This window comes from Microbacterium sp. AC035, assembly GCF_979258485.1.
Map to the genome: position 1 here is coordinate 1,350,172 of NZ_OZ409858.1, position 20,857 is coordinate 1,371,028.

Sequence of the window (20,857 nt, forward strand, 5' to 3'; positions counted from 1 at the left end):
GGTGGACACTGCGTGGGGTGACCCCGAAGCCTGGTGGGCCGAGAATGCGGAGGGCAAACTCGGCTACTCGACGCTCTTGCAACAGCTCGCGCCAACGGCCGCCGCGCGTCAAGGTCTCCTCGCCGACTTCTTCGAACCCGATGAGGACGAACGGGAGGAAGGACTCAAGCAGCCGACCAAGGCGCACGAATCGCTGGCCAAGCTGGTGAAGAACGGGCTGGTACGGGTCATCATCACAACGAACTTCGACCGGCTCATGGAGCGTGCCCTCGAAGCACAGGGAGTGACGCCGCAGGTGATCGCCCGCCCCGAGGCCGTCAACGGCATGGCACCACTTGTTCACTCCCCCGCCACAATCATCAAACTCCACGGCGACTATAAGGACCTCGGCAGCCGTAATACCCCTGACGAGCTCAACTCCTACCCAGCGGAGTGGAACGCCCTTCTCAGCCAAGTCTTCGACGAGTACGGGATCATCGTCTCAGGTTGGTCAGCGGACTGGGATACGGCCCTCGTCTCCGCACTTGAACGAACCCCGAACCGCCGGTACCCGCTCTACTGGGACGCGCGCAGCAGCAAGGGAGACAACGCCCAACGCCTCCTTGCGGCTCGATCGGGCACCATCATACCGGCGTCGAGCGCAGATGAGTTCTTCTCCGAGCTTGCGGGAGATATCAACGCGCTTGATCGGCTCTCAGCACCACCATTGTCTGCTGCGCTGGCGCTCGCGCGACTCAAGCGGTATCTCGCGGACCCCGTCAGACGAATCGATTTACACGACCTCGTCATGCGTCAGGTGGACACGGTAGTCGAACACATTGCCGCCTCACCCATCAACTCGGATGGCCCGCTGCAGTGGCAGGACCTCCAGGACACCTATGAGGGTTACTTCTCATCAATAGAGCAGCTCGCACCGCTGCTGGAGGCTGGCGTATGGCATGATCCCGAAGGGGCGCACGATCAGCTCTGGGTCGATGTCCTGCAGCGGCTGGTCGATGCCGGAACGGCTGTCCCTTCCCAGGGATGGAATGACGCTCTCTATCCAGCGCGGCTGTTGCCCGCATTTGCCGCGCTTGCCATCTGCGGAATTACTGCGATGCGGCGAGACCGCGAAGGTCTGCTCATCCGACTTGCGACGGAAGTGGAGGGGCGCCCGCGACCTGGCGAGGAGCATGTGTTCCCCGCGGCGCATCTCCTGCACTACCTCCGACTCACAAGCGACGATTGGGTGAACGCGCTCCCGAGGTGGGAGGGGACTCGATGGACCTATCCAGCGAGCCACATGTTCGTGACCGACCTCTGGCGGTACTTCGCAGAGTCATATCCCAGCTTCGACGACTATCGGGCCGCTTACCATGGCTTCGAGTACCGTTTGGGTCTGATCCAGGAGCAGTTGACGCCCAACCTCTTCCTGAGAGCAATCAGTGGTGAGTATGTAGGCGAACGAGCATGGGGGTTCGACGGGGTTCCCCTGGTTGAAAGGACGTTCCGAAGGCAGATAGAACGATCCCGATCGCAACCCTGGTCCCAATTCCTAGGCGGGACTGATCAGCTTAACGATGTCGTTGAAAGGCATCGTGAGGTGATCAGCCGCTACAAGCGCTGGTAGGCCACTCCCCCTCGGACCCTTGTGCTGCTCGGACAATAGTCTTAGCGCATGACCTTTACTCCGCTGCATCGAGCGCTGGGATTGGCGCCGGGCCCGTTCACTGACGACATCCTCGACGCAGCGATCAGCGCCGGCATCGCAGAGACTGACGACCTGGATTGGAAGTCAGAGCTCCCCCCGGTGAATGGGATCTCGCAGACGGACATCCCGAAGGACATCGCGGCAATGGCGAACAGTGGTGGCGGGATGATCGTGTACGGGGTCGAAGAGGTGGAGAAGGCTGCGACTGGGAGGAAGGACGCCGGGGACTTCACCGAGCGGTATGAGCGCGCATACCGGAGCGCCGCAGTCACCGCCATCTCGCCGCCAATCTTCGGGTTGATCATTCATCGCTTGGGGACGGATGTCCGTGCTGTGGCGGTCGAGGTGCCTGCAAGCGTCGATGGACCACACTTGATCTACAAGAACGACCTGTTCGGGGCGCCCATCCGCAACGATGCCGATACGGCATGGATGAAGGAGCGTCAGATCGAAACGATGTACCGGGCACGCTTCGACGAACGACGACGGACATCGGATGCCGTGGACTCACTCTACGAGGAAGCGGCAGCGGGACGGGATAGCGAAAAGCGAGCATGGCTAGTAGCAATTGCGCATCCACGCATCCCGGATCTCACGTCACGCCCTGACCGCGCACAGGCGAGCAACATTTTCAGCCGTGCAGAAGCGATCACCCTGACCTACTCGAGTCGGAACGGAGTCCATCCGTTCGAGAACATGGAAGCGCTCAACCCTCGGCCGGGCCTTCGTCGGTGGGGCGCCGTAAATGCTGCGACAGGTGAACGAGAGATTTGGAAGGAAGCTTGGGCAGAAATTCATCATGACGGGTCCGTCATGCTCGCAGCGGCAGTCGGCGGACATCGAATGAGCACGGATGGATTCCACCATGGATGGCAGGTCGAAAGTCGCGGAATCGAGTGTTGCGTAGCTGACTTCAGTGCCTTGGTTCGCGCAACAGCTGAGGTTCGTTCTGTCGAAGAGTACGAAGTGCGTGTTGGTATCGAATGGGGCGGAAGAGAAGCGCTTCAGATCCTGACCGTCGATTGGAGCGGTCAGACCTACGATGGCACCTCCACTCCGCTACGAAAGTACACACCAGTCCGAACGACCATTTACGCCACCGGCCCTGCCGACGCTTTCCACGAAGACGTGTACCGACTCGCGGAGGACTGTGTAAACCAGGGCGGGATCACACATCTCCACGTTGTGTCAGCTCCTCAGAGCTAGGACCGCGTAGTCGCCAAAGTTGAGGCAGCAGATAAACGGGGGAACGAATCGACCGTCTGAGCAGTAACCCCGACCACCGTGTGTGCGCACCGCCTTGGTTTCGATAACGACGAAAGAGTCGCGGTCTCGACAGTCGGAGATGTCGGTGCCTTCCGACAACATAGGAACGTGACCCAACTCTCCGCACGCGATCTCAATGATGACCCGCTGTCAGGCAATGATGTCGCCGCTGACCACCTTGGACGGCACCACTTCGTGTCTTCAGCCGTTTCGATCCTGAAGGCAGTGGCAGCATCCGAGGCGTCTTCGGTTGTTGCGCTCATAGGCCCGTGGGGATCCGGCAAGAGCAGCGCGCTCAATATGATCAAGTCTTCGCTCAGGGCAAAGAACGAGCACGCATCATCCGGCTGGATCATCGCCGACTTCAACCCCTGGTTCTTCCAGGATCTCGATACACTCCAGGCAGGTTTCTTCCGCGAGCTGAGTGCTGCTCTCCCGTCACGGGGAAGCAAGGTGGATGCGGTTCGCCAATCCTTGGCCACCTTCGGCAGGGCTGTCGCTCCACTCACCTCGATCGCGACCCTGTTCGGCGGGATCGATGCTTCCAAGTCAGTGCAGGCGCTCAGCGACTTCATCTCGCCGGATCAGAGCCTCGCGAAGACTCGAACCAAGCTCGAGGACTCGCTACGTGACCTCGATCGGCCAGTTCTGATGGTTCTCGATGACCTTGATCGCCTTGCACCCGATGAGCTCCTCCTGACGCTCAAGCTCATCCGGTTGGTGGGACGACTGCCACACGTTTACTATCTCGTCGCCTACGACGAGGACACACTGCTCGACAGCCTTAGCAGGACCGGTTTGGTCGGCGTCGACTCCCGACGCGGCGTCGACTACCTGGAGAAGATGATCCAAGTGCGGTTGGACCTGCCACCTGTCCGGCAGGGGCAGCTCGATAAGTGGATCGAGCAGGAGCTGTCGGAACTTCAGCAGCGGCTGGACTTCGCGTTGGACAGTGCGGCCCGAAGGCGCCTCGCGCATGCATTCCTCGGGCATCTTCGCGACCGTCTCGCCACGCCGCGAGCGGTGAAGCGATACTTCAGCCAGGTGGATGCGTTTCTCGATGCCGTCCATGCCGAAGTCGACGTGGTGGACTTCCTCGTGCTGACGTGGCTCCGTACCGCGGAGCCGCTGGTGTACGACTTGCTCGCAAGAGAACGTTCGGCGCTACTCGGCGAAGTCAGGAACATTGAGACGGCCGACTTGTTCGGCACGCCCGACAAGGAGGGATCTCGCGATTACTGGCGAATCCGGCTAGAGATGGCACGAGTGTCCCTCATCCACATGGAGGGCGTGGCCGACATGGTGGGGCTTCTGTTCCCCCGCTTCGAGGCTCACTGGACTCGGGAAGATCCCGACCGCTCGAGGCGGCAGCCGACGGCCGGGCGTGTTCATCATCCCGACTATTTCGATCGTTACTTCGCCTTCGGAGTCCCTCCGGAGGATGTGTCCGACGCCGACGCGACCAACGCATATCGACAGCTGCGTGCAGGCGAGCACGGCACGGAGCTGGCACTGATCGAGGGCAAGATTGCCGACGACGTCAGTAACCTAAATCTCGCGCTAAGCAAGATACTCCACGCCTTTGAAAACGAGCGGGCCGGCGGCGTCGAACTCTTGCGCTGGATCGCGAAGCACCGCAACGAGCTCCCGGACGACGACGGAATGCTGACGCCGGACATTCAGTCACGATGGATCGCGCAGCAGATCTATCTGCTCCTGCCAGCCGATGAGCCTGCTGTTGCCATCGCGACTCTCGCTCACACTGAGGGCGGGCTTTCTCTCGCGTCCTATCTCATCTCGCACGCTGCCCAAGAAGCTGAGAGACGCCCATCGTGGGATCGACTAACAGCATTCGAGAGCGCCAAACACCAGTTCAGCTCCGCCGTGCGAGCTACGCTCAGCCAGTACAACGAGGATGAAATCTTCAACGTCCCTGCGGAGCTCTGGTCACTGATCTGGGATTGGCAGATCATCGATCTTGACGGAGCAAGGTCGTGGTTGCGGGCCCGCATCGACCCTGGCAAATGGCCACGCCTCGATGTCGTCGCCAGATTCGTGTCCCGACAGCGAATCATGGGCGTGCCTGGCGCGCCCTGGACTCTCGGCAATCTGGATCTGCAGATCGTCGATCGCTTGTTCGGCGTGGATGCGGTCTTGCATGCCCTCAGAGGCCTGCTCCCAAGCCCGCTGCTTGAAGAAGCGGACCGCAGGAGACTCGAAGACAACCCTGAGAATCGACGAGCTGTCGCCTTGTCGTCCCTTACTCGTCTGCAGCTCGACCGAGACTCCTCTACGCCGAAACAGGGTGACGAGAAACAGGGTGACGAGTAGTGTCCAAAGTTGGGTTGAAGCTCTCACGTCCAGCCGTGTACCTCGATCAGTGGGTATGGATTCGACTCGCTCGCGCGAACGTCGGACGCCCCCAGCACAATGAGGATCAGCGAGTACTGGATGCAATACGCGCCGCTGCCGCGAAGGGCGTCCACTTTCCGCTGTCAGCGACCCACTACGAGGAAACCGCGCGCATCCTGGACTGGCGACAGCGGAAGGACCTCACCGATGTGGTCGCGCCGATCTCGCTCATGCAAACGATCCGGGCGCAGCCCGTCCTCATGCGACATCAGTTCCTTGCTGCGCTTCACGAGACGCTCGGACGCCCCGCATTCCGCCCGCCGCGACCCAAGGTCCTCGGCGTTGGCGTCCATTGGGCGTTCAGCGGTGTGCAGGCCTTCTTCAAAGTCGTGAACGATGAAGGCCAGGTGATCGATGTCGACAGGACGCGCCTGCGACATCTCAACGAGTACGCCGAGGCTGCAGTATTCACCGGGCCTTTGCCCGACGATCTACCGGGTCTCGTTGATCTCGGATACGTCGCCCCTCGCGACCTCGAGAACCGTCCCGGCAGTCGCGTCGAGTACGAGCAGTGGCTCTCAGAGCAGCTTGCCGACCGCAGTCCCGATGCGGACGAGCTACGCGCCCTTGTGATGGCACGCGAGATCTATCACGAGTACACCGATCTGCTCAACGACATTTTTGCGGAGTACCGGCTTACGCTGTCGATGATCACCGGTGGCAGAACCGGTATGGCGAGCCGCGCGAAAGCCGTCGCGTTCATGGAACGTGTCCCCACAGCCCGGATTTCCGCGGATATGAAAGCGCTGCTCTTCTGGAACAAGGGACGGAGGTGGTCTTGGAACATGCTTCGAGATATCGACGCACTCAGCCTTGCCGTCCCCTACTGTCACGTCGTCGTCACCGACAAGGATGCAGCCGATCTTCTACGCCGCACCGGCGCCAGCACACGGCACGACACGAGCGTTGTCGCAAAGCTCCACAGCCTTCCTGAGATCCTTGATGACATCACATCGAGCGTGGGCGATGTCGCGGCTCTGACGGGCTGGGAAGAGCTCGGCCCCAATGACGGCGAGTACCACCTCAAGACACCCGAGCCGCTGCCGTACGACGACCGGTTACGGGGCGCTTCCATGCGATTGGTCGATGCTTCAGGTCGGGAGTTCCTCATGCCGAACTCCCGCGTCAAGTCTGTCGGGTAGACACGCAACTAGCCAACCAGGTAGTTCAATCCCGTCTAACACCGTGAAGTTGCGCACTGCGCTGGCGGCAGCATGCGGTCATGATCACGACGGCTGGTAAGAATGCTCGGCTCGCAGTGATCCTGGTTTTCTCTCCCCCGCTGAGTTGCAGGTACTCGGCCGCCTGCACGTGTCACGCAGTCAGATAACTGCCTGCCCACAGAGAACTTTAGGTCCGCAGCGACAGTGCGAGATCCTCGATCGGATGACGGTTCATCACACCCCCTTGCCACCGTTCGGAGTTCGCCTCCACCTCGACACCCTCCGCCGCGGTTCCCGGATCCGCGCCCGGGTCCGCTGGACTGATCCGTTTTCGCGGGAACGCGGAAGTCGCTCTGTCACGGTCGATGATGACATCGCCGCTCGAGAGTTCTTCGAATTCATGCGAGCGAGTTCGAACCGTACCGTCGATCCACTCATCACTCTGAGCGACTACGCGCATTCGATCGGCAACCGGTTCCTTCGCGGTGTCGATCCGACTTCGACCGCATCCGGATACCGAGCCGGACTCCACCTCAGAGTCCTGCCAATGCTGGGCCATATCCGCGTCCGTGGGATCACAACCGGGCTCGTAGACCGAGCCATCGACAGCTGGGAGACGGTCCATTCCCGCTCCACGCTCAAGAACACGATCGCCGCTGACGCGGGTGCTCGACGAAGCGGTGCGCGATGACCTCCTCACTCGCAATCCCGTGCGCGACCGCGCCGACAGGCGCTATCGCCCGAACACGGAGCTTCCGCACGCGAAGCTGATTCCGGCGCCCGATGATGTCGCGCGGATCGCTGCGGCCTGCGCTGACATCCACCGAAGCTACGGCGACCACGTCATGCTCAGCGCGTTCCTCGCTGCGCGCAGTTCGGAAGTAGGCGGGCTCGTCGTCGGCGATGTCGATTGGAAGAACAAGATGGTCACGATCGAACGACAGTGCTTCCCGGGTGCTGGTGGCCTGAGTATCAAGCCTCCGAAGGGGAGTCGGGCGCGCCGAGTGCCGATCATTGAGCCGCTCGAACCAGTGTTGCGCAGACTCACGATGCAACGGGCACGCAACCTGCCATTGTTGCGCGGGCCGCGTGGCGGTGTCATCACCACTGCAGCATTGCGTGACGCAACCAGCTGGGATGAGCTGGTTGCATCGCTGGGGTTGCCAGGGTTGCGCCGTCACGACCTCCGGCATGCGGGGGGCAACTTGGTTCGCGAGCGCGGGCATCCCGATTCACGTCGTGAGCGACATCCTCGGGCACGCATCGGTCGAGACGACGCGTGCGTACCTCCACACTGACAACACGGCACTGCAGAACGCCGGGGCACGGATGAATGAGCACCTTCGGGAGGCCGCGGTGAGCAGCTAGGAACGCCTGAACCCCTTGACCATGTCGGGTCAAGGGGTTCAGCGGGTACAATTTTGGGTGCTAGACCGACGCGAACGCCGATCTCACGACCTCTTGAAAATACCTTCTGATCGGGTATTTTCTCTTCGGTCGGGCTGACAGGATTTGAACCTGCGACCCCTTGACCCCCAGTCAAGTGCGCTACCAAGCTGCGCCACAGCCCGTTGTTCTGCACTCTCGCGCAGGCAACTCCCCCATCTTAGCCCTACACGCCCGCCCTCCGCGAACCGCGTGAGCCCCGGGCGTTGCGTGGTGTCGGAGGCGCGGCGTACCGTCACCTGCATGGCGACGATCACGACAGAGGTGGCGACGACCGCCCGATGGCACGACGTTCAGAGTGCTCTCACCGGCGGGGGCGATGGCGCCAGTTGCCAGTGCATCTGGCCGATGCTGAGCAACAAGGACTGGGATGCGACGACCACGCCGCAACGCACTGAGATGCTGCGCGACGAGATCGACGCAGGCCCTCCGCCCGGTCTGATCGCGTATGTCGACGGCGCTGCCGCCGGGTGGATCCGGATCGGGCCTCGCACGAAGCAGCAGCGGGTGGCGCGCACGCGCATGATCGCGGCAGCCTCCTCAGAGCCTTTCGACGACGACTCGGTGTGGGCCGTCACGTGTTTCGTGGTCCGTCGCGAACACCGAGGCTCGGGCCTCAACCTCGAACTGCTGCGCGCTGCCGTCGAATTCGCGCGAAGCTCAGGGGCCCGACTCATCGAGGGCTACCCCGTAGACACCCGCGGCGAGAAGAAGCGCACGAACGACCTGTTCCACGGCCTACTCACCACGTTCCTGGCAGCAGGCTTCGAAGAGAGGGCCGAGATGAAGCCAGGACGCACTCTCGTCGCAGTGGAGCTCTCCACGTGAGCGAAGAGACAGAGCTGCCGACATCCATGGGCACCGTCGCACGTAGGGCGCTGGCTCAGCAGGGGCTCACTCGTCTCGACCAGTTCGACGGAGCGTCAGAGCGTGCACTCCTCGCAATTCACGGAGTGGGGCCGAAAGCCGTCCGCATCCTGCGCGAACACCTCGAGTCGCTCGGCTCGGCTCTCGAACCGTGATGACCGCTAGCGTGGTGACATGAGCGACGAGAACCCCACCATCGAAGATCCCGAGCTGGGCACCCTCGTGCGCGCGACGACGGAGCTGTCTGACGGGACCGTTCTGACCCACGACTGGTACGCCGGCGGCACGGTGGTCAACGGCGAACCCCTCGATCTCATGATCGAAGGGACAGACGTCGATGAGGCGTCCACTCTGCTCCCCCACGTCCATCAGACCATTGCCGCTCTCAGCGTTCTGCGGCGATTGGCCACGGATGCGGTCGTGGCGGCGTTCAGCAGCGTCACCCCCGAGCAGCACGAGCTCGATGACGCGGCGACCGACCTCAGCCTCGAGACGCTCGAGGCCTCATCCGACGGCACCGTCATACTCCACCTCATCGACACCTGCGGCCAGCATTTCCCCGAGGGATACTGGCCCGCCGTGCACCTCGGCACCGACGGTCAGATCACGCAGGTCACCGTCGAGTCCTGAGCGAGAAGGGCGCGGTTCAGTCCCGCTTACGATGGGGAGATGCAGCGCCGCCGTCAGCCTGACCCGCTCGTGTGGGCATTCCTGCCCTACATCGCGGTCTCGGTGATCCATGTGACACTGCTCGGCCTCGACAGCCCCGCGGCCGGACCCACCAAACTGCTGCTCATGCCGATGCTCGCGGTGCCGGTGCTGGTGTCGCTTCGTCAGATTCGAAAGCGCACGGCAGGGGCGCTGATTCTCGCGGCGATAGCGTTCTCGTGGCTCGGCGACAGCGCGGGCGCACTCTTCCCGGCCGCGCCGGAGGTGCCACTCATGCTGATGTTCTTCGGCATCGCGCATCTGGCATACATCACCCTCTTCGTCCGCCACCTCGCCCTGCGCCGGATGCCCTGGTGGGCGCTGGTCTACGCCGCATGGTGGGTGGCGATGGTGACCTTCGTGGGGCCGCATGCCGGCGGTCTGCTGATCGCCGTCGCGATCTATGGCCTTGTCCTCGGTGCCACCGCGGCATTCTCCACTCGCTGCCATCCGCTCATTGCGATCGGAGGCGCCTTCTTCCTCGCCAGTGACACCCTGCTGGCACTCCGGCTCTTCCTTCCGGGCTCGCTCCCGGCCTGGGGCAGCCCGACCATCATGGCCACCTACACGGTCGGTCAGGGCCTGATCATCGCCGGCGCCCTGATCACGCTGAGAAAGCGAGGTGCCTGATGGCCGATGCCGCACGGGTAGACAGCTGGCTCTGGGCGATCCGCGTCTACAAGACGCGCTCGGCCGCCACGACTGCATGCCGCGCAGGGCATGTGCGCGTGAACGGAGACAAGGTGAAGGCCGCACAGCACGTGCGGATCGGTGACGAGCTTCGTGTGCGGATCGCCGGTTTCGATCGGATCCTCATCGTTCGCCAGCTGCTCGTCAAACGCGTCGCCGCGCCGGTCGCGGCACTCGCCTATGAGGACCGCACACCGGAACGCGAGCCTCAGGCCGCTCTCGGACTGCGTGATCGAGGTGCGGGTCGACCCACTAAACGCGAGCGACGCGACATCGACAAGCTGCGGGGTCGAGGATACGAGGATGACGGCATATTCCAGGGCTGACGCTGGTCTGATTCGAACATATCTTCTACACTGAGGATATGGCTCAGCGCACTGATCTCGACCTCGATCTTGAGGAGCGCCGCCGCCTGCTCGATGACTGGCTCGCCACGCGGCGCCAGATCGCGGCCCTCGAAGCCGAGTCGTACGCGCTCCTCGTCGAGCGCATCCGCGTGCACGACACCGACGTCTCCGAGAGCCCCCACCACCGTGACGCGATCTATCGCTCGATGATCGCGGAGTACTCCGCGACGGGGCATATCCCGAAGGGTTCCGTCGAGTACGCGTTCACCGATGCGCGCACCCTGTCACGGGCACTGCCTGCCGTGTTCGCCTCCTTTGCGGCGGGCTCGATCAGTGCGCACCATGCGCGTGAGATCGTACGAGCCAGCGAGATCGTCGACGATGCGATCCGCGACGGACGCGTGGAAGCCGCGACGATGGGACTCTACGAGGCCGCAGTGATCGTTGTCGCCGAGCAGGACACCGCGTCGCGCACGAAGCCCCACGCTCGCAAGGTCGCGGCCCGTCTCGTGGGCGAGACCGTCGTCGAGACCCAGCGGCGCGCGACGGCCGAACGCTGTGTCACCGTCAGGTCGGTCGGCGATGGCCTGGCTGCTCTCACGGCGATTCTGCCTGAGTGGGTCGCCGTGGCGATCTCCGATCGCCTCACGCGAATGGCTCGACACATCGCCCACACCCGCGACGAGCGGGAGCCGATCCTCGCGCCGCTCGACGACGAGTCCGAGGCCTCCCTCCGCCTCTCCGATCTCTCCCCCGAAGATCCCCGGTACGACGCGTACTTCGAGACCGGAGTGATCGCCGCCGACGGCACCTTCGTCACCGATCCGCTCGCCGACCTGATCGATCCGATGACCGACCCGGCGAGTCCCGACATCGAGCACCTCGCCGGCGATACCCGCACGTTCGATCAGATCCGCGCCGATCTGTTGTCCGATCTGCTGCTCTCCTCTGATCCGAGCCGAGCGAACGGCACAGGACTCGAGAATGTCTCGGCCCGCATTCAGGTTACGGTCGCTGCGAGCACTCTCGCCGGAGATGACGACCGCCCCGCCGAGCTCGACGGACACGGACCACTCGATCCCGATGTCGCGCGCAGACTCGCGGGGCACTGCACCGGATGGTCGCGCCTTTTCCTCGATGCGAGCGGCCTGGTGACAGAGACCGATTCCTACTCCCCCACAGCGCAGATGAAACGCTTCCTTCGAGCGCGAGACGAACACTGCAGGTTCCCCGGGTGCAGGATGCCGGTGCACCGCTGCGAGATCGACCACAACCATGACCACGCTCGCGGCGGACGGACACGCATCGACAACCTCAGCCACTTCTGCACCACCCACCACTCACTCAAACACCCCGACATCGATGAACGGCATCGGTGGACGGCCCGTCAGACTCCCGATGGAACTGTTACTTGGACCAGTCCGCTCGGCAGAGACTACGCAGACCCGCCTCGTCGACGGGTCATGTTCGTCTGATCGCGACGACGCGCTCCGTGTGGAGCCATCCAGCGAGCGCCGTCACGCCCGCAGCTGTTGCGACTGGAGAACCGTCTCGGCGGGAGCGGTTGCGGCTGCAGCCGCCCCTACGGGAGCCATCACAGTTGCAGGCGGTCAAGCCTGCTACGGCAGCACACCCAACAGCCAGCCGGCGGAGAGCACGTGCGCGGCGCCGGCCGCGACGACACGGTTCTTCAGCTCGCGGTCGCTCGTGACGGCGACGACGTGTTGTCCCGCGCGAGATCTTCGCTCGACCTCGGTGACGATCGCATCGTCGCCTGTCGCGTCTGCGCGCACAATCGACACCCCTCCCGCTGGAAGCAGTTCGGGGGCCTCCGCACCAGCACCAGCACCAGCACCAGCACCAGCACCAGCACCAGACGATGACGATGACGACGGCGTGGAGATCCCGCGCGCCTGCCCCTCGACGACGAGGGCGATCTGCGGGAACCAGAGGGTTCCCCTCAGCCCGAGGTCTGACGCAGGCACGGCGAGACCCTCGAGCCGCGAAGCGAGACGACTTGCCGCACCCGCGCGATCCTTCCACCACCCGTCCGGCACTGAGCCGACCACGTTCGCGGCATCGACGACGAGCGAAGGACGAACCTCGAGGAGGGCACGAAGCGCCGGCCAGGCGCCGCCGAAACCGGGGTGCAGAGGTCGAGAGTCGACCTCGTCCACCGGCACCCATTCGAGTGCCACGCTCTCCGGGTCGCTGATCACCGGTTCGAACGGGCGCACCACGTCGGCGATGACGGTCGTGTACGACCACACATCGAGATCGAGCACACTGGTGAACCGCGGTCGCACGGAACCATCGGGCACCCCCGCTTCCTCCTGCGCCTCACGCACAGCGCCGACGATCGCGCTCTCGTCCTCGTGCATCGCACCGCCGGGCAGTCCCCAGGTGCCGCCGAAGTGGCTCCATGAGACGCGGTGCTGCAGCAGGATTCCACGGTCGGGGTCGAACGCCAGCAGGCCCGCGGCGCCGAAACGCCCCCAGTACTTCTCTCCCGACGGGGCGATCACCCAGGCGTCTCCAGGGTTCCGGGGCCCATCGGGGCGGCGGGGCTCGCCTGCGGCGGGAGGTACGACAGTCACCCCTTCAGCCTGTCACAGCATCAGGGGATCGGCACGCATCCGGGTCACACGAGGCAACAGCTGCGCGCACGTGTGACCCGGCTTGCGGCTCAGCGCTGACGCTTCTCGCGCACTCGCATGTTGATGACGATGGGCGTTCCGTCGAATTCATAGAGCTCGCGCAGGCGGCGCTGGATGAATCGACGGTATCCCGGGTCGAGGAACCCGGTCGTGAACAGCACGAACGTCGGCGGCCGAGTCGACGCCTGCGTGCCGAACAGGATGCGCGGCTGCTTGCCTCCTCGCAGCGGGTGCGGGTGCTCCGCGACCAGCTCGGCGAGGAACGCGTTGAACTTGCCGGTGGGAATGCGACGGTCCCAGTTCGTCAGGGCGGTCTCTAGCGCCGGGACGAGCTTGTCGAGGTGGCGGCCGGTCTTCGCCGAGATGTTCACGCGAGGGGCCCAGGCGACGTGCGCCAGGTCCTTCTCGATCTCACGCTCGAGGTAGCGACGACGATCAGCGTTCTCGAGGTCGTCGTCGTTCAGGCGATCCCACTTGTTGAACGCGAGCACGAGCGAACGCCCGGACTCCAGCACCAGGTCGATGATGCGAACGTCCTGCTCGCTGATCGACTCGGACACGTCGAGGACGACGACACCGACCTCGGCCTTCTCGAGCGCGGCCGATGTACGCAGCGAGGCGTAGAAGTCGGCGCCCTGGGCCATGTGCACGCGGCGACGGATGCCGGCGGTGTCGACCAGACGCCACAGCTTGCCGCCGAGCTCGACGATCTCATCGACGGGGTCGCGGGTCGTGCCGGCCAGGTCGTTGACGACCACTCGCTCTTCGCCGGCGGCCTTGTTGAGCAGTGACGACTTGCCGACGTTCGGCCGACCCAGGATCGCGACGCGACGCGGTCCGCCGATCTCGGCCTTCGCGACGGCCGAGACATCGGGGAGCGTCTTCAGCAGCGCGTCGAGCAGGTCTGCGACACCACGACCGTGGATGGCCGAGACCGGGTGAGGCTCACCGAGACCGAGGTTCCAGAGGGCTGCTGCCTCCGGCTCCTGGCGGGCGTCATCGATCTTGTTCGCGACGAGGAAGACGGGCTTGCCGCTCTTGCGCAGCATCTTCACGACGTGCTCGTCGGTCGACGTGGCGCCGACCATCGCGTCGACGACGAACAGCACGACATCGGCCAGGTCGATCGCGACCTCCGCCTGCGCGGCGACCGAGCGGTCGATGCCTCGTGCGTCGGGCTCCCAACCTCCGGTGTCGACGAGCGAGAAGCGACGGTCGGCCCACTCGGCCTTGTACGTCACGCGGTCGCGGGTCACGCCGGGGGTGTCCTCGACGACGGCCTCGCGGCGGCCGAGGATGCGGTTCACGAGCGCCGACTTGCCGACGTTCGGGCGACCGACGATCGCCACCACCGGCAATGCGGGGAAGAACTGGATGCCGTCCTCGCCCATCGTGATGCCGGCGAGGAGCGCGGCATCCTCATCGTCGAGGTCGTAGTCGGCGAGGCCCGCGCGCAGCGTCTCCGCACGTGCCTCGGCGAGCTGCTCGTCGAGCTGCGCCATCTTCTCGGCGAGCTGGTCGGGGCCGCCTTCGTATTCGTCGTCAGCCATGGTGTACTCCTCGGGTTCGTTCGATCACCGCGAGGACGGCGTCGATGGTCTGTGTGAAATCGAGCTCCGTCGAATCGACGACCTCGACGCCTTCTGCGGCGTTCAGAAAGTCGACGACGGCGCTGTCTGAAGCGTCGCGCTTGTGCAGTGCGGCCGCGACGGTCTCGGCGTTCTCGCCGGCGAGTTCGCCGGCACGTCGTGCGGCGCGCACCTCGGGTGCAGCCGTGAGAAGAATGCGCACCGGGGCGTCAGGTGCAACCACGGTGGTGATGTCGCGCCCCTCGACGACGACCGCCGGGTAGGGCGCCTCTGCGACGAGGGTGCGGAACAGACGGTTGACCTGGTCGCGCACCTCGGGGACACGGGCGACGCCGCTGACGGCGCCCGAGACGGAGGGTTCGCGGATCGCGTCCGTGACGTCGACATCGCCGACGCGCACCGTGCGATCGTCGGGGTCGAGACCGAGTCGCACAGGGAAGTCGGCGACGGCGTCGAGCACCGCAGCGGCATCCGCCGTATCGGCCCCTCGATCCTGCACATGCCAGGCGAGGGCGCGATACGCCGATCCCGTGTCGAGGTAGCCGAAGCCCAGAGTGCGGGCGACTGCCTTGGACACACTGGACTTGCCGGAACCTGCGGGTCCGTCGATCGCGATGAAGTCAGTCATTGGTCGTCCCTGCAATCCGCCAGCCGCGTTCCTGGAGTCCGGTGATCGCGCCGTGCAGCGCTGCGGGCTCGACACTGATCTCGGCGAGCCCGAACTGTGCGCCCGGTGAGTGCTCGAGACGCAGGTCCTCGACGTTGACGCCGAGCTCTCCGAGCTCGCCGAACAGACGACCGAGCTGTCCTGCCGTGTCGTCGATCATCACGACGAGAGACTCGAACCGCTGGTTCTGTCCGTGCTTTCCCGGAAGACGCTCGACACCGTCATTGCCCTGTCGGATCGTCTCGGCGACCACGCGCCGAGCGCCAGGAGCTTCGGGCGCGCGCAGCGCGTCGGACACTTCCCGGAGGTCGGATGCCAGAGCGTCGAGGATCTCGACCACCGGCCCGGCGTTCGCTCCGAGGATCTGCACCCAGAGCTCAGGGGCGGATGCCGCGATGCGGGTCGTGTCGCGAACGCCCTGGCCGGAGAGCCGCAGCGCACCCTCATCCGCCTCGGCGAGCCGTCCGGCGAGCAGGCTCGCGACGACCTGAGGAACGTGAGAGGTGAGCGCCACCGAGCGGTCGTGCTCCTCCGGAGTCATCTCGAGCGGCATCGCCCCGACGTCGAGAGCGAGTGCCTCGACGAGCGCGAGATCTGCTGCCTTGGTGTCGGCGTCACGGCAGACGACCCACGGGCGTCCGATGAACAGGTCTGCACGCGCGGAGATCGCGCCGCCGCGCTCGCGCCCCGCGAGCGGGTGTGAGCCGATGTAACGGGTCAGATCGACTCCGCGTCGCTGCAGACTGTGGAAGGGCTCGAGTTTGACGCTCGCCACGTCCGTGACGACGGCGTGCGGAAAACGAGTCAATTCCGACTCGATGACATCGGCCGTGACGTCGGGCGGCACGGCGACCACGATCAGTGCTGGCGAATCGTCTTCGGCGGCCGAGCGGCCCGCTCCGTAGTCGATCGCGAGGCGCAGCTGCGCCGGCGAAGTGTCGGCGAGCACCACATCCACGCCCTTGGCGCGAAGTGCATGACCGATGCTCGCGCCGAGCAGACCGGCGCCGACCACCCGTACGGTGCCGGAGAGCCTGGCCGCGGTTCGCGGCGCGACAGAACTCCGAGCCCCCGCGGGCGCACTCGTCGTATCGGTCACTCGTTCTCCTGTTGCTCGCCTGGCGCCTCGGCGACACCGGAATCACGGCGCGACAGAGTCAAGAGTGCGCCGAGTTCGATTTTAGTCAGTTCGCGGGTCTTCCCAACCGGGAGGGTTCCCAGGTGCAGCGGACCGAACTGGCGGCGAACGAGTTCGGTCACCGGATGGCCGACGGCCGCCAGCATCCTTCTGACGATCCGGTTCCGTCCGGAGTGCAGCGTCAGCTCGACGAGACTCGACCCACGAGAGGTGTCGAGCAGGCGCGCCTTGTCCGCCGCGATCGGACCGTCGTCCAGATCGATGCCCTTGGTTAGCTTCGAGATCGTCTGCGCGGTGACCTCGCCCTCGACCTTCGCGATGTAGACCTTGGTGACGCCGAACGACGGGTGAGCGAGCACGTGTGCGAGGTCGCCGTCGTTCGTCAGGACGAGCAGCCCGCTGGTCTCCGCATCGAGTCGCCCGACGTTGTACAGGCGCTCCTCGTAGTCGTCGGTGAAGACGCGCAGATCGGGCCTGCCGTTCTCGTCGCGAAGGCTGCTGACCACTCCAGTCGGCTTGTTCAACATCACATAGCGCTTCGACACATCGAGCTGCACCGCGGTGCCGTCCACGTCGATGAGGTCGGTCTCGGGGTCGACGCGGCGTCCGAGCTCGGTGACGGTCTGCCCGTTCACCCGGATGCGTCCCTCGACGATGTACTGCTCGATCACGCGTCGTGAGGCCACGCCCGCCGCCGACAGCACCTTCTGCAGGCGGATGCCCTCTGGTGTCTCGAAGCCGCTCATCGGATGGTCCCTTCGTTGAAACTGAATCTGTGCATCGCATCCGCCCGTGCGGACGTCATCGAACCGACCGAGATCATCGGATGGTCCCTTCGTCGAAACCGTCTGCGCCGTCGTCGAGCAGAGGAGAGATCGGTGGCAGCTCGTCGAGCGAGTTGATGCCCAGATGCTGCAGGAGCTCATCTGTCGTGCCGTAGTTGATCGCACCGGTCTCGGAGTCTGCGAACAGCTCGGTGATGAGGCCTCGAGCAAGCAGCGTGCGCACGACCGAGTCGACATTCACTGCTCGGATCGACGCCACCTGGCTGCGCGTGACCGGCTGTTTGTAGGCGATCACGGCAAGCGTCTCGAGGGCCGCCTGAGAAAGCCGCGCCGGCGCCTGCCCGCCGACGAACTCCGCGACGACGTCGTCGTGGTCCTCGCGTACGTAGAGGCGCCATCCGCCGCCGACCTCGCGCAGCTCGAAGCCCCGACGCGGGCCCTGGCCCTTGCCGTCGTAGTCGTCGACGAGCGTCTCGATCGTCTGCCGCACAGCCGCCACCGGCGAGCCCACGGCCGCAGCGAGGGCGACGAGGCCGATCGGCTCGTCGATGATGAGCAGAATCGCCTCGATTCGCTCGGACAGCGGCGACTCGCGCACTATGTCCTCGGTCGCAGCGCCGGTCGTCGCTTCAGTCACATCATCGGTCATAGTCGGCTCCCAGCGATGCCAGTGTCTCGTCCGACCAGGAGTCGGCGGCCCAGCGCAGCGTCAGCTCGCCGAGCGGTTCCAATTGTTCGAAGGAGAGGGCGGCGTGCCGGTAGAGCTCCAGCACGGAGATGAACCTCGCGACCACGATTCCCGGCTCGCTGACGCCCGCGACGAGCTCGCGGAAGCTCACCGACTCCGCAGCGCGAAGCAGCGTGACGACGATGGCTGCCTGCTCGCGGATGCTGACGAGCGGCGCGTGCAGGTGATCGAGTCCCACATGCGGGATCTCCTTCGGCGCGAACGCCAGGAGAGCGAGTGCAGCGAAATCATCGGCGCTGAGTGACCAGACGAGCTCAGGCGTCTTCCGCCGGTGCTTCTCGTCGAGCCTCACTGCACGCGCGTGGCGCCGATCCTCGCGCTGCAGGCAGCGCGCGAACCAGGCAGACACCTCTTTGAATGCGCGGTACTGCAGAAGGCGCGCGAAGAGCAGGTCTCGGGCTTCGAGGAGCGCGACGGCCTCGGCATCCACCAATTCGCCCTGCGGAAGCAGACCGGCCACCTTCATATCGAGCAGCGTCGCCGCGACCACCAAGAACTCCGAGGCCTGGTCGAGCTCCTCATCGTCGTCGAGCTCCTTGAGATACGCGATGAACTCGTTCGTGACAGCGCTCAACGACACCTCGGTGATGTCCATCTCGTGCTTCGAGATGAGGTTCAGCAGCAGATCGAACGGACCGTCGAAGTTCGACAGCGAGACGCGGAATCCGGCGTCCGAGATGGAAGCCTCTTCCATCACCTCGACATCGAGATCCGATGCCGCTTCTGCTGGCGAGACGGACTGAGCCGGTGTGTCGGACTGAGCCGGTGTGTCTGACGGCTCGAGCTCAGGCGACAGCGCCACGGGTGACCAGCTCCCGCGCCAGCCGCAGGTACGCCTGCGCGGCAGCGTGCTCCGGAGCGAACTCGGTGATCGGCACACCGGAGACCGACGCATCCGGGAACTTGACCGTGCGACCGATCACCGTCTCCAGGACATCGTCGCCGAACGCCTCGACCACACGCTCGAGAACCTCACGCGAGTGCAGCGTGCGCGGGTCGTACATGGTGGCGAGAAGGCCGTCCATCGTGATCGACGGGTTCAGCCGGTCTCGCACCTTGTCGATGGTCTCGATCAGGAGCGCCACACCACGAAGCGCGAAGAACTCGCACTCGAGCGGGATGATGACGCCATGAGCCGCGGTCAACGCGTTCACCGTGAGCAGACCGAGCGAAGGCTGGCAGTCGATCAGGATGACGTCGTACTCCCCCGCCACCTGAAGGAGCACACGCGCGAGGATCGTCTCGCGGGCGACCTCGTTCACGAGGTGCACCTCGGCGGCGGACAGATCGATGTTCGCGGGCATCACGTCGAGACCGTCGACACCCGAAGGCACGATCGCGTCGTGGGCATCGCGCTTCGTGTCGAGCAGCAGGTCGTACACGGTCGGCACGTCGTGCGTCTGGATGCCGAGTCCGGCGGACAGGGCACCCTGCGGGTCGAAGTCGACTGCAAGCACCTTGCGGCCGTATTCGGCGAGGGCCGCTGCGAGGTTGATCGCGGTCGTCGTCTTGCCGACGCCGCCCTTCTGGTTGCACAGCGCGATGATGCGTGCGGGCCCGTGCGAGGCGAGCGGTTCAGGGGTCGCGAAGCCGTGATAGGGACGCCCGGTGGGTCCCATGGGGGTGTCGTCGTTCTTCGACGTCTTCGCCCTGGACTTCGCCGCGTTCTCAGCCACCGATTCTCCTGCTCTTTCGTGCTCGGTCGAGTCTACCGATCGACCGACGGGATCACCGCCTCAGCCCCGGCGATCCCGCGATTTCGCCTCGTGCGCCGTTGTCTCAGCGTGCGCGCGGGTGCGATGTGGCGTAGATGTCGCGCAGGGTGTCTACCGACACGTGGGTGTAGATCTGCGTCGTCGCGACCGAGGCGTGACCGAGCAGCTCCTGCACGACACGCACGTCGGCGCCGCCCTGCAGCAGGTGTGTCGCGAACGAGTGCCGCAGCGTGTGCGGCGACACCTCGGCGGTGATGTGCGCGTGCTCCGCCGCCGCGCGGATGATGAGCCATGCGCTCTGTCGAGACAACGGGGCGCCGCGTGCACCGAGGAAGAGCCGGGCCGATGCTCGCCCCCTCGCCGCGAGCCCCGGGCGGACCCTGGTGAGATACGCATCCACCGCGACACGAGCGAACGAGCCGATCGGCACGATGCGCTCCTTCGACCCCTTGCCACGAAGGCGCAGCACATCGCCGTGGGCGAGGTCGTCGACGTCGAGACCGACGGCCTCGGACACTCGAGCGCCGGTCGCATAGAGCAGCTCGAGCAGGGCCCTGTCACGGATCCCCATCGGATCTTCGGCGCTGGGTGCGCCGAGCAGGCGCTCGACCTGGTCGATCGTCAACGCCTTGGGCAGGCGACGAGGGGCCTTCGGCGGACGAAGACGGCCGCTCGGATCATCCTGTTCTATGCCTTCACGCGCCAGGAATCGGTGCCACCCGCGCACGGACGACTGCAGCCGCGCAAGACTCGTCGCGGCCGGGGAAGGATCGGCGCCCGATCGATCGGCGATGAACCGCCCGACGACGGCCGCGCTGATCTCCGCCGTGTCGGTGATGCCCTCGGCATCCAGCCATTCGACGTAGGAACCGAGATCACGACGATACGCGGCGATCGTGTGATCGCTGAGACCGCGCTCGATCGTGACGTGGCGCAGATAGGTGTCCAACGCTCGATCGAGCTGCATGC

At 64.9% G+C, this 20,857-nt stretch carries 21 protein-coding genes and 1 tRNA gene; 12 read left to right on the top strand and 10 right to left on the bottom strand.

The window, feature by feature from the left end:
* The first annotated feature begins 1 nt into the window (after nucleotide 1).
* The 6 genes from ACZ0AA_RS06555 to ACZ0AA_RS06580 all read left to right on the top strand — a co-directional run bounded on the left by ACZ0AA_RS06555 (nucleotide 2) and on the right by ACZ0AA_RS06580 (nucleotide 7,899).
* Nucleotides 2-1,609 carry an SIR2 family protein gene (locus ACZ0AA_RS06555; RefSeq protein WP_463512456.1) on the top strand — a complete coding sequence of 536 codons (1,608 nt, stop codon included), beginning with the start codon at nucleotides 2-4 and terminating at the stop codon, nucleotides 1,607-1,609.
* A gap of 48 nt (nucleotides 1,610-1,657) precedes the next feature.
* Complete coding sequence (locus ACZ0AA_RS06560; protein ID WP_463512457.1) at nucleotides 1,658-2,896, top strand: AlbA family DNA-binding domain-containing protein; 1,239 nt, start codon at nucleotides 1,658-1,660, stop codon at nucleotides 2,894-2,896.
* A 168-nt stretch (nucleotides 2,897-3,064) separates the two neighbouring features.
* Nucleotides 3,065-5,287: a KAP family P-loop NTPase fold protein gene (locus ACZ0AA_RS06565; protein ID WP_463512458.1), complete on the top strand. Its 2,223-nt coding sequence runs from the start codon at nucleotides 3,065-3,067 to the stop codon at nucleotides 5,285-5,287.
* A 35-nt stretch (nucleotides 5,288-5,322) separates the two neighbouring features.
* Nucleotides 5,323-6,510 (top strand): hypothetical protein, encoded by a 1,188-nt coding sequence (locus ACZ0AA_RS06570; RefSeq protein ID WP_463512459.1) that lies wholly within the window; start codon nucleotides 5,323-5,325, stop codon nucleotides 6,508-6,510.
* A gap of 686 nt (nucleotides 6,511-7,196) precedes the next feature.
* On the top strand, nucleotides 7,197-7,829 hold the full coding sequence (locus tag ACZ0AA_RS06575) for a site-specific integrase (RefSeq protein ID WP_463513861.1): 633 nt from the start codon (nucleotides 7,197-7,199) through the stop codon (nucleotides 7,827-7,829).
* Nucleotides 7,771-7,899: a hypothetical protein gene (locus tag ACZ0AA_RS06580; protein ID WP_463512460.1), complete on the top strand. Its 129-nt coding sequence runs from the start codon at nucleotides 7,771-7,773 to the stop codon at nucleotides 7,897-7,899. Before ACZ0AA_RS06575 ends, ACZ0AA_RS06580 begins: the two co-directional genes overlap by 59 nt.
* A 129-nt stretch (nucleotides 7,900-8,028) precedes the next feature.
* On the opposite strand, the gene ACZ0AA_RS06585 is transcribed toward ACZ0AA_RS06580, so the two are convergent.
* Nucleotides 8,029-8,102 (bottom strand) — tRNA-Pro (locus ACZ0AA_RS06585).
* A 118-nt stretch (nucleotides 8,103-8,220) separates the two neighbouring features.
* Here ACZ0AA_RS06585 and ACZ0AA_RS06590 point away from each other — a divergent pair.
* From ACZ0AA_RS06590 to ACZ0AA_RS06615, 6 genes are read left to right on the top strand one after another with little or no spacing between them, the layout of a single operon-like run.
* Entirely contained in the window at nucleotides 8,221-8,805 is a 585-nt protein-coding gene (locus tag ACZ0AA_RS06590; protein ID WP_463512461.1) for a GNAT family N-acetyltransferase, read from the top strand.
* Entirely contained in the window at nucleotides 8,802-8,999 is a 198-nt protein-coding gene (locus ACZ0AA_RS06595; protein WP_400859611.1) for a helix-hairpin-helix domain-containing protein, read from the top strand. The genes ACZ0AA_RS06590 and ACZ0AA_RS06595 overlap by 4 nt, the downstream gene beginning before the upstream one ends.
* Nucleotides 9,000-9,018: 19 nt before the next feature.
* Nucleotides 9,019-9,474, top strand: a complete 456-nt coding sequence (locus ACZ0AA_RS06600; RefSeq protein WP_463512462.1) for a hypothetical protein — start codon at nucleotides 9,019-9,021, stop codon at nucleotides 9,472-9,474.
* A gap of 39 nt (nucleotides 9,475-9,513) precedes the next feature.
* Nucleotides 9,514-10,182 carry a lysoplasmalogenase family protein gene (locus ACZ0AA_RS06605; protein WP_463512463.1) on the top strand — a complete coding sequence of 223 codons (669 nt, stop codon included), beginning with the start codon at nucleotides 9,514-9,516 and terminating at the stop codon, nucleotides 10,180-10,182.
* On the top strand, nucleotides 10,182-10,568 hold the full coding sequence (locus ACZ0AA_RS06610; RefSeq protein ID WP_463512464.1) for an RNA-binding S4 domain-containing protein: 387 nt from the start codon (nucleotides 10,182-10,184) through the stop codon (nucleotides 10,566-10,568). The genes ACZ0AA_RS06605 and ACZ0AA_RS06610 overlap by 1 nt, the downstream gene beginning before the upstream one ends.
* 38 nt (nucleotides 10,569-10,606) lie before the next feature.
* Nucleotides 10,607-12,064, top strand: a complete 1,458-nt coding sequence (locus ACZ0AA_RS06615; RefSeq protein WP_463512465.1) for an HNH endonuclease signature motif containing protein — start codon at nucleotides 10,607-10,609, stop codon at nucleotides 12,062-12,064.
* 144 nt (nucleotides 12,065-12,208) lie between these two features.
* Here the strand turns inward: ACZ0AA_RS06615 and ACZ0AA_RS06620 are convergent, their stop codons facing one another.
* The 9 genes from ACZ0AA_RS06620 to xerD form a co-directional block, all read right to left on the bottom strand.
* Nucleotides 12,209-13,186 (bottom strand): NUDIX domain-containing protein, encoded by a 978-nt coding sequence (locus ACZ0AA_RS06620; RefSeq protein ID WP_463512466.1) that lies wholly within the window; start codon nucleotides 13,184-13,186, stop codon nucleotides 12,209-12,211.
* 89 nt (nucleotides 13,187-13,275) lie between these two features.
* On the bottom strand, nucleotides 13,276-14,796 hold the full coding sequence (gene der, locus ACZ0AA_RS06625) for a ribosome biogenesis GTPase Der (RefSeq protein ID WP_311259174.1): 1,521 nt from the start codon (nucleotides 14,794-14,796) through the stop codon (nucleotides 13,276-13,278).
* Nucleotides 14,789-15,463 (bottom strand): (d)CMP kinase, encoded by a 675-nt coding sequence (cmk, locus tag ACZ0AA_RS06630; protein ID WP_463512467.1) that lies wholly within the window; start codon nucleotides 15,461-15,463, stop codon nucleotides 14,789-14,791. Before cmk ends, der begins: the two co-directional genes overlap by 8 nt.
* Nucleotides 15,456-16,601: a prephenate dehydrogenase gene (locus ACZ0AA_RS06635; RefSeq protein WP_463512468.1), complete on the bottom strand. Its 1,146-nt coding sequence runs from the start codon at nucleotides 16,599-16,601 to the stop codon at nucleotides 15,456-15,458. The genes cmk and ACZ0AA_RS06635 overlap by 8 nt, the downstream gene beginning before the upstream one ends.
* Nucleotides 16,598-17,386 (bottom strand): pseudouridine synthase, encoded by a 789-nt coding sequence (locus ACZ0AA_RS06640; protein WP_400859599.1) that lies wholly within the window; start codon nucleotides 17,384-17,386, stop codon nucleotides 16,598-16,600. The genes ACZ0AA_RS06635 and ACZ0AA_RS06640 overlap by 4 nt, the downstream gene beginning before the upstream one ends.
* Before the next feature lie 73 nt (nucleotides 17,387-17,459).
* Entirely contained in the window at nucleotides 17,460-18,074 is a 615-nt protein-coding gene (scpB, locus tag ACZ0AA_RS06645) for an SMC-Scp complex subunit ScpB (RefSeq protein ID WP_400859597.1), read from the bottom strand.
* Entirely contained in the window at nucleotides 18,064-18,867 is an 804-nt protein-coding gene (locus ACZ0AA_RS06650) for a segregation and condensation protein A (RefSeq protein ID WP_463513827.1), read from the bottom strand. The genes scpB and ACZ0AA_RS06650 overlap by 11 nt, the downstream gene beginning before the upstream one ends.
* 91 nt (nucleotides 18,868-18,958) lie before the next feature.
* Nucleotides 18,959-19,792, bottom strand: coding sequence for a ParA family protein (locus ACZ0AA_RS06655; protein WP_463513828.1), 834 nt, complete (start codon nucleotides 19,790-19,792; stop codon nucleotides 18,959-18,961).
* Nucleotides 19,793-19,952: 160 nt separating this feature from the next.
* Nucleotides 19,953-20,855 (bottom strand): site-specific tyrosine recombinase XerD, encoded by a 903-nt coding sequence (gene xerD, locus ACZ0AA_RS06660; RefSeq protein ID WP_463512469.1) that lies wholly within the window; start codon nucleotides 20,853-20,855, stop codon nucleotides 19,953-19,955.
* Nucleotides 20,856-20,857 lie beyond the last annotated feature (2 nt).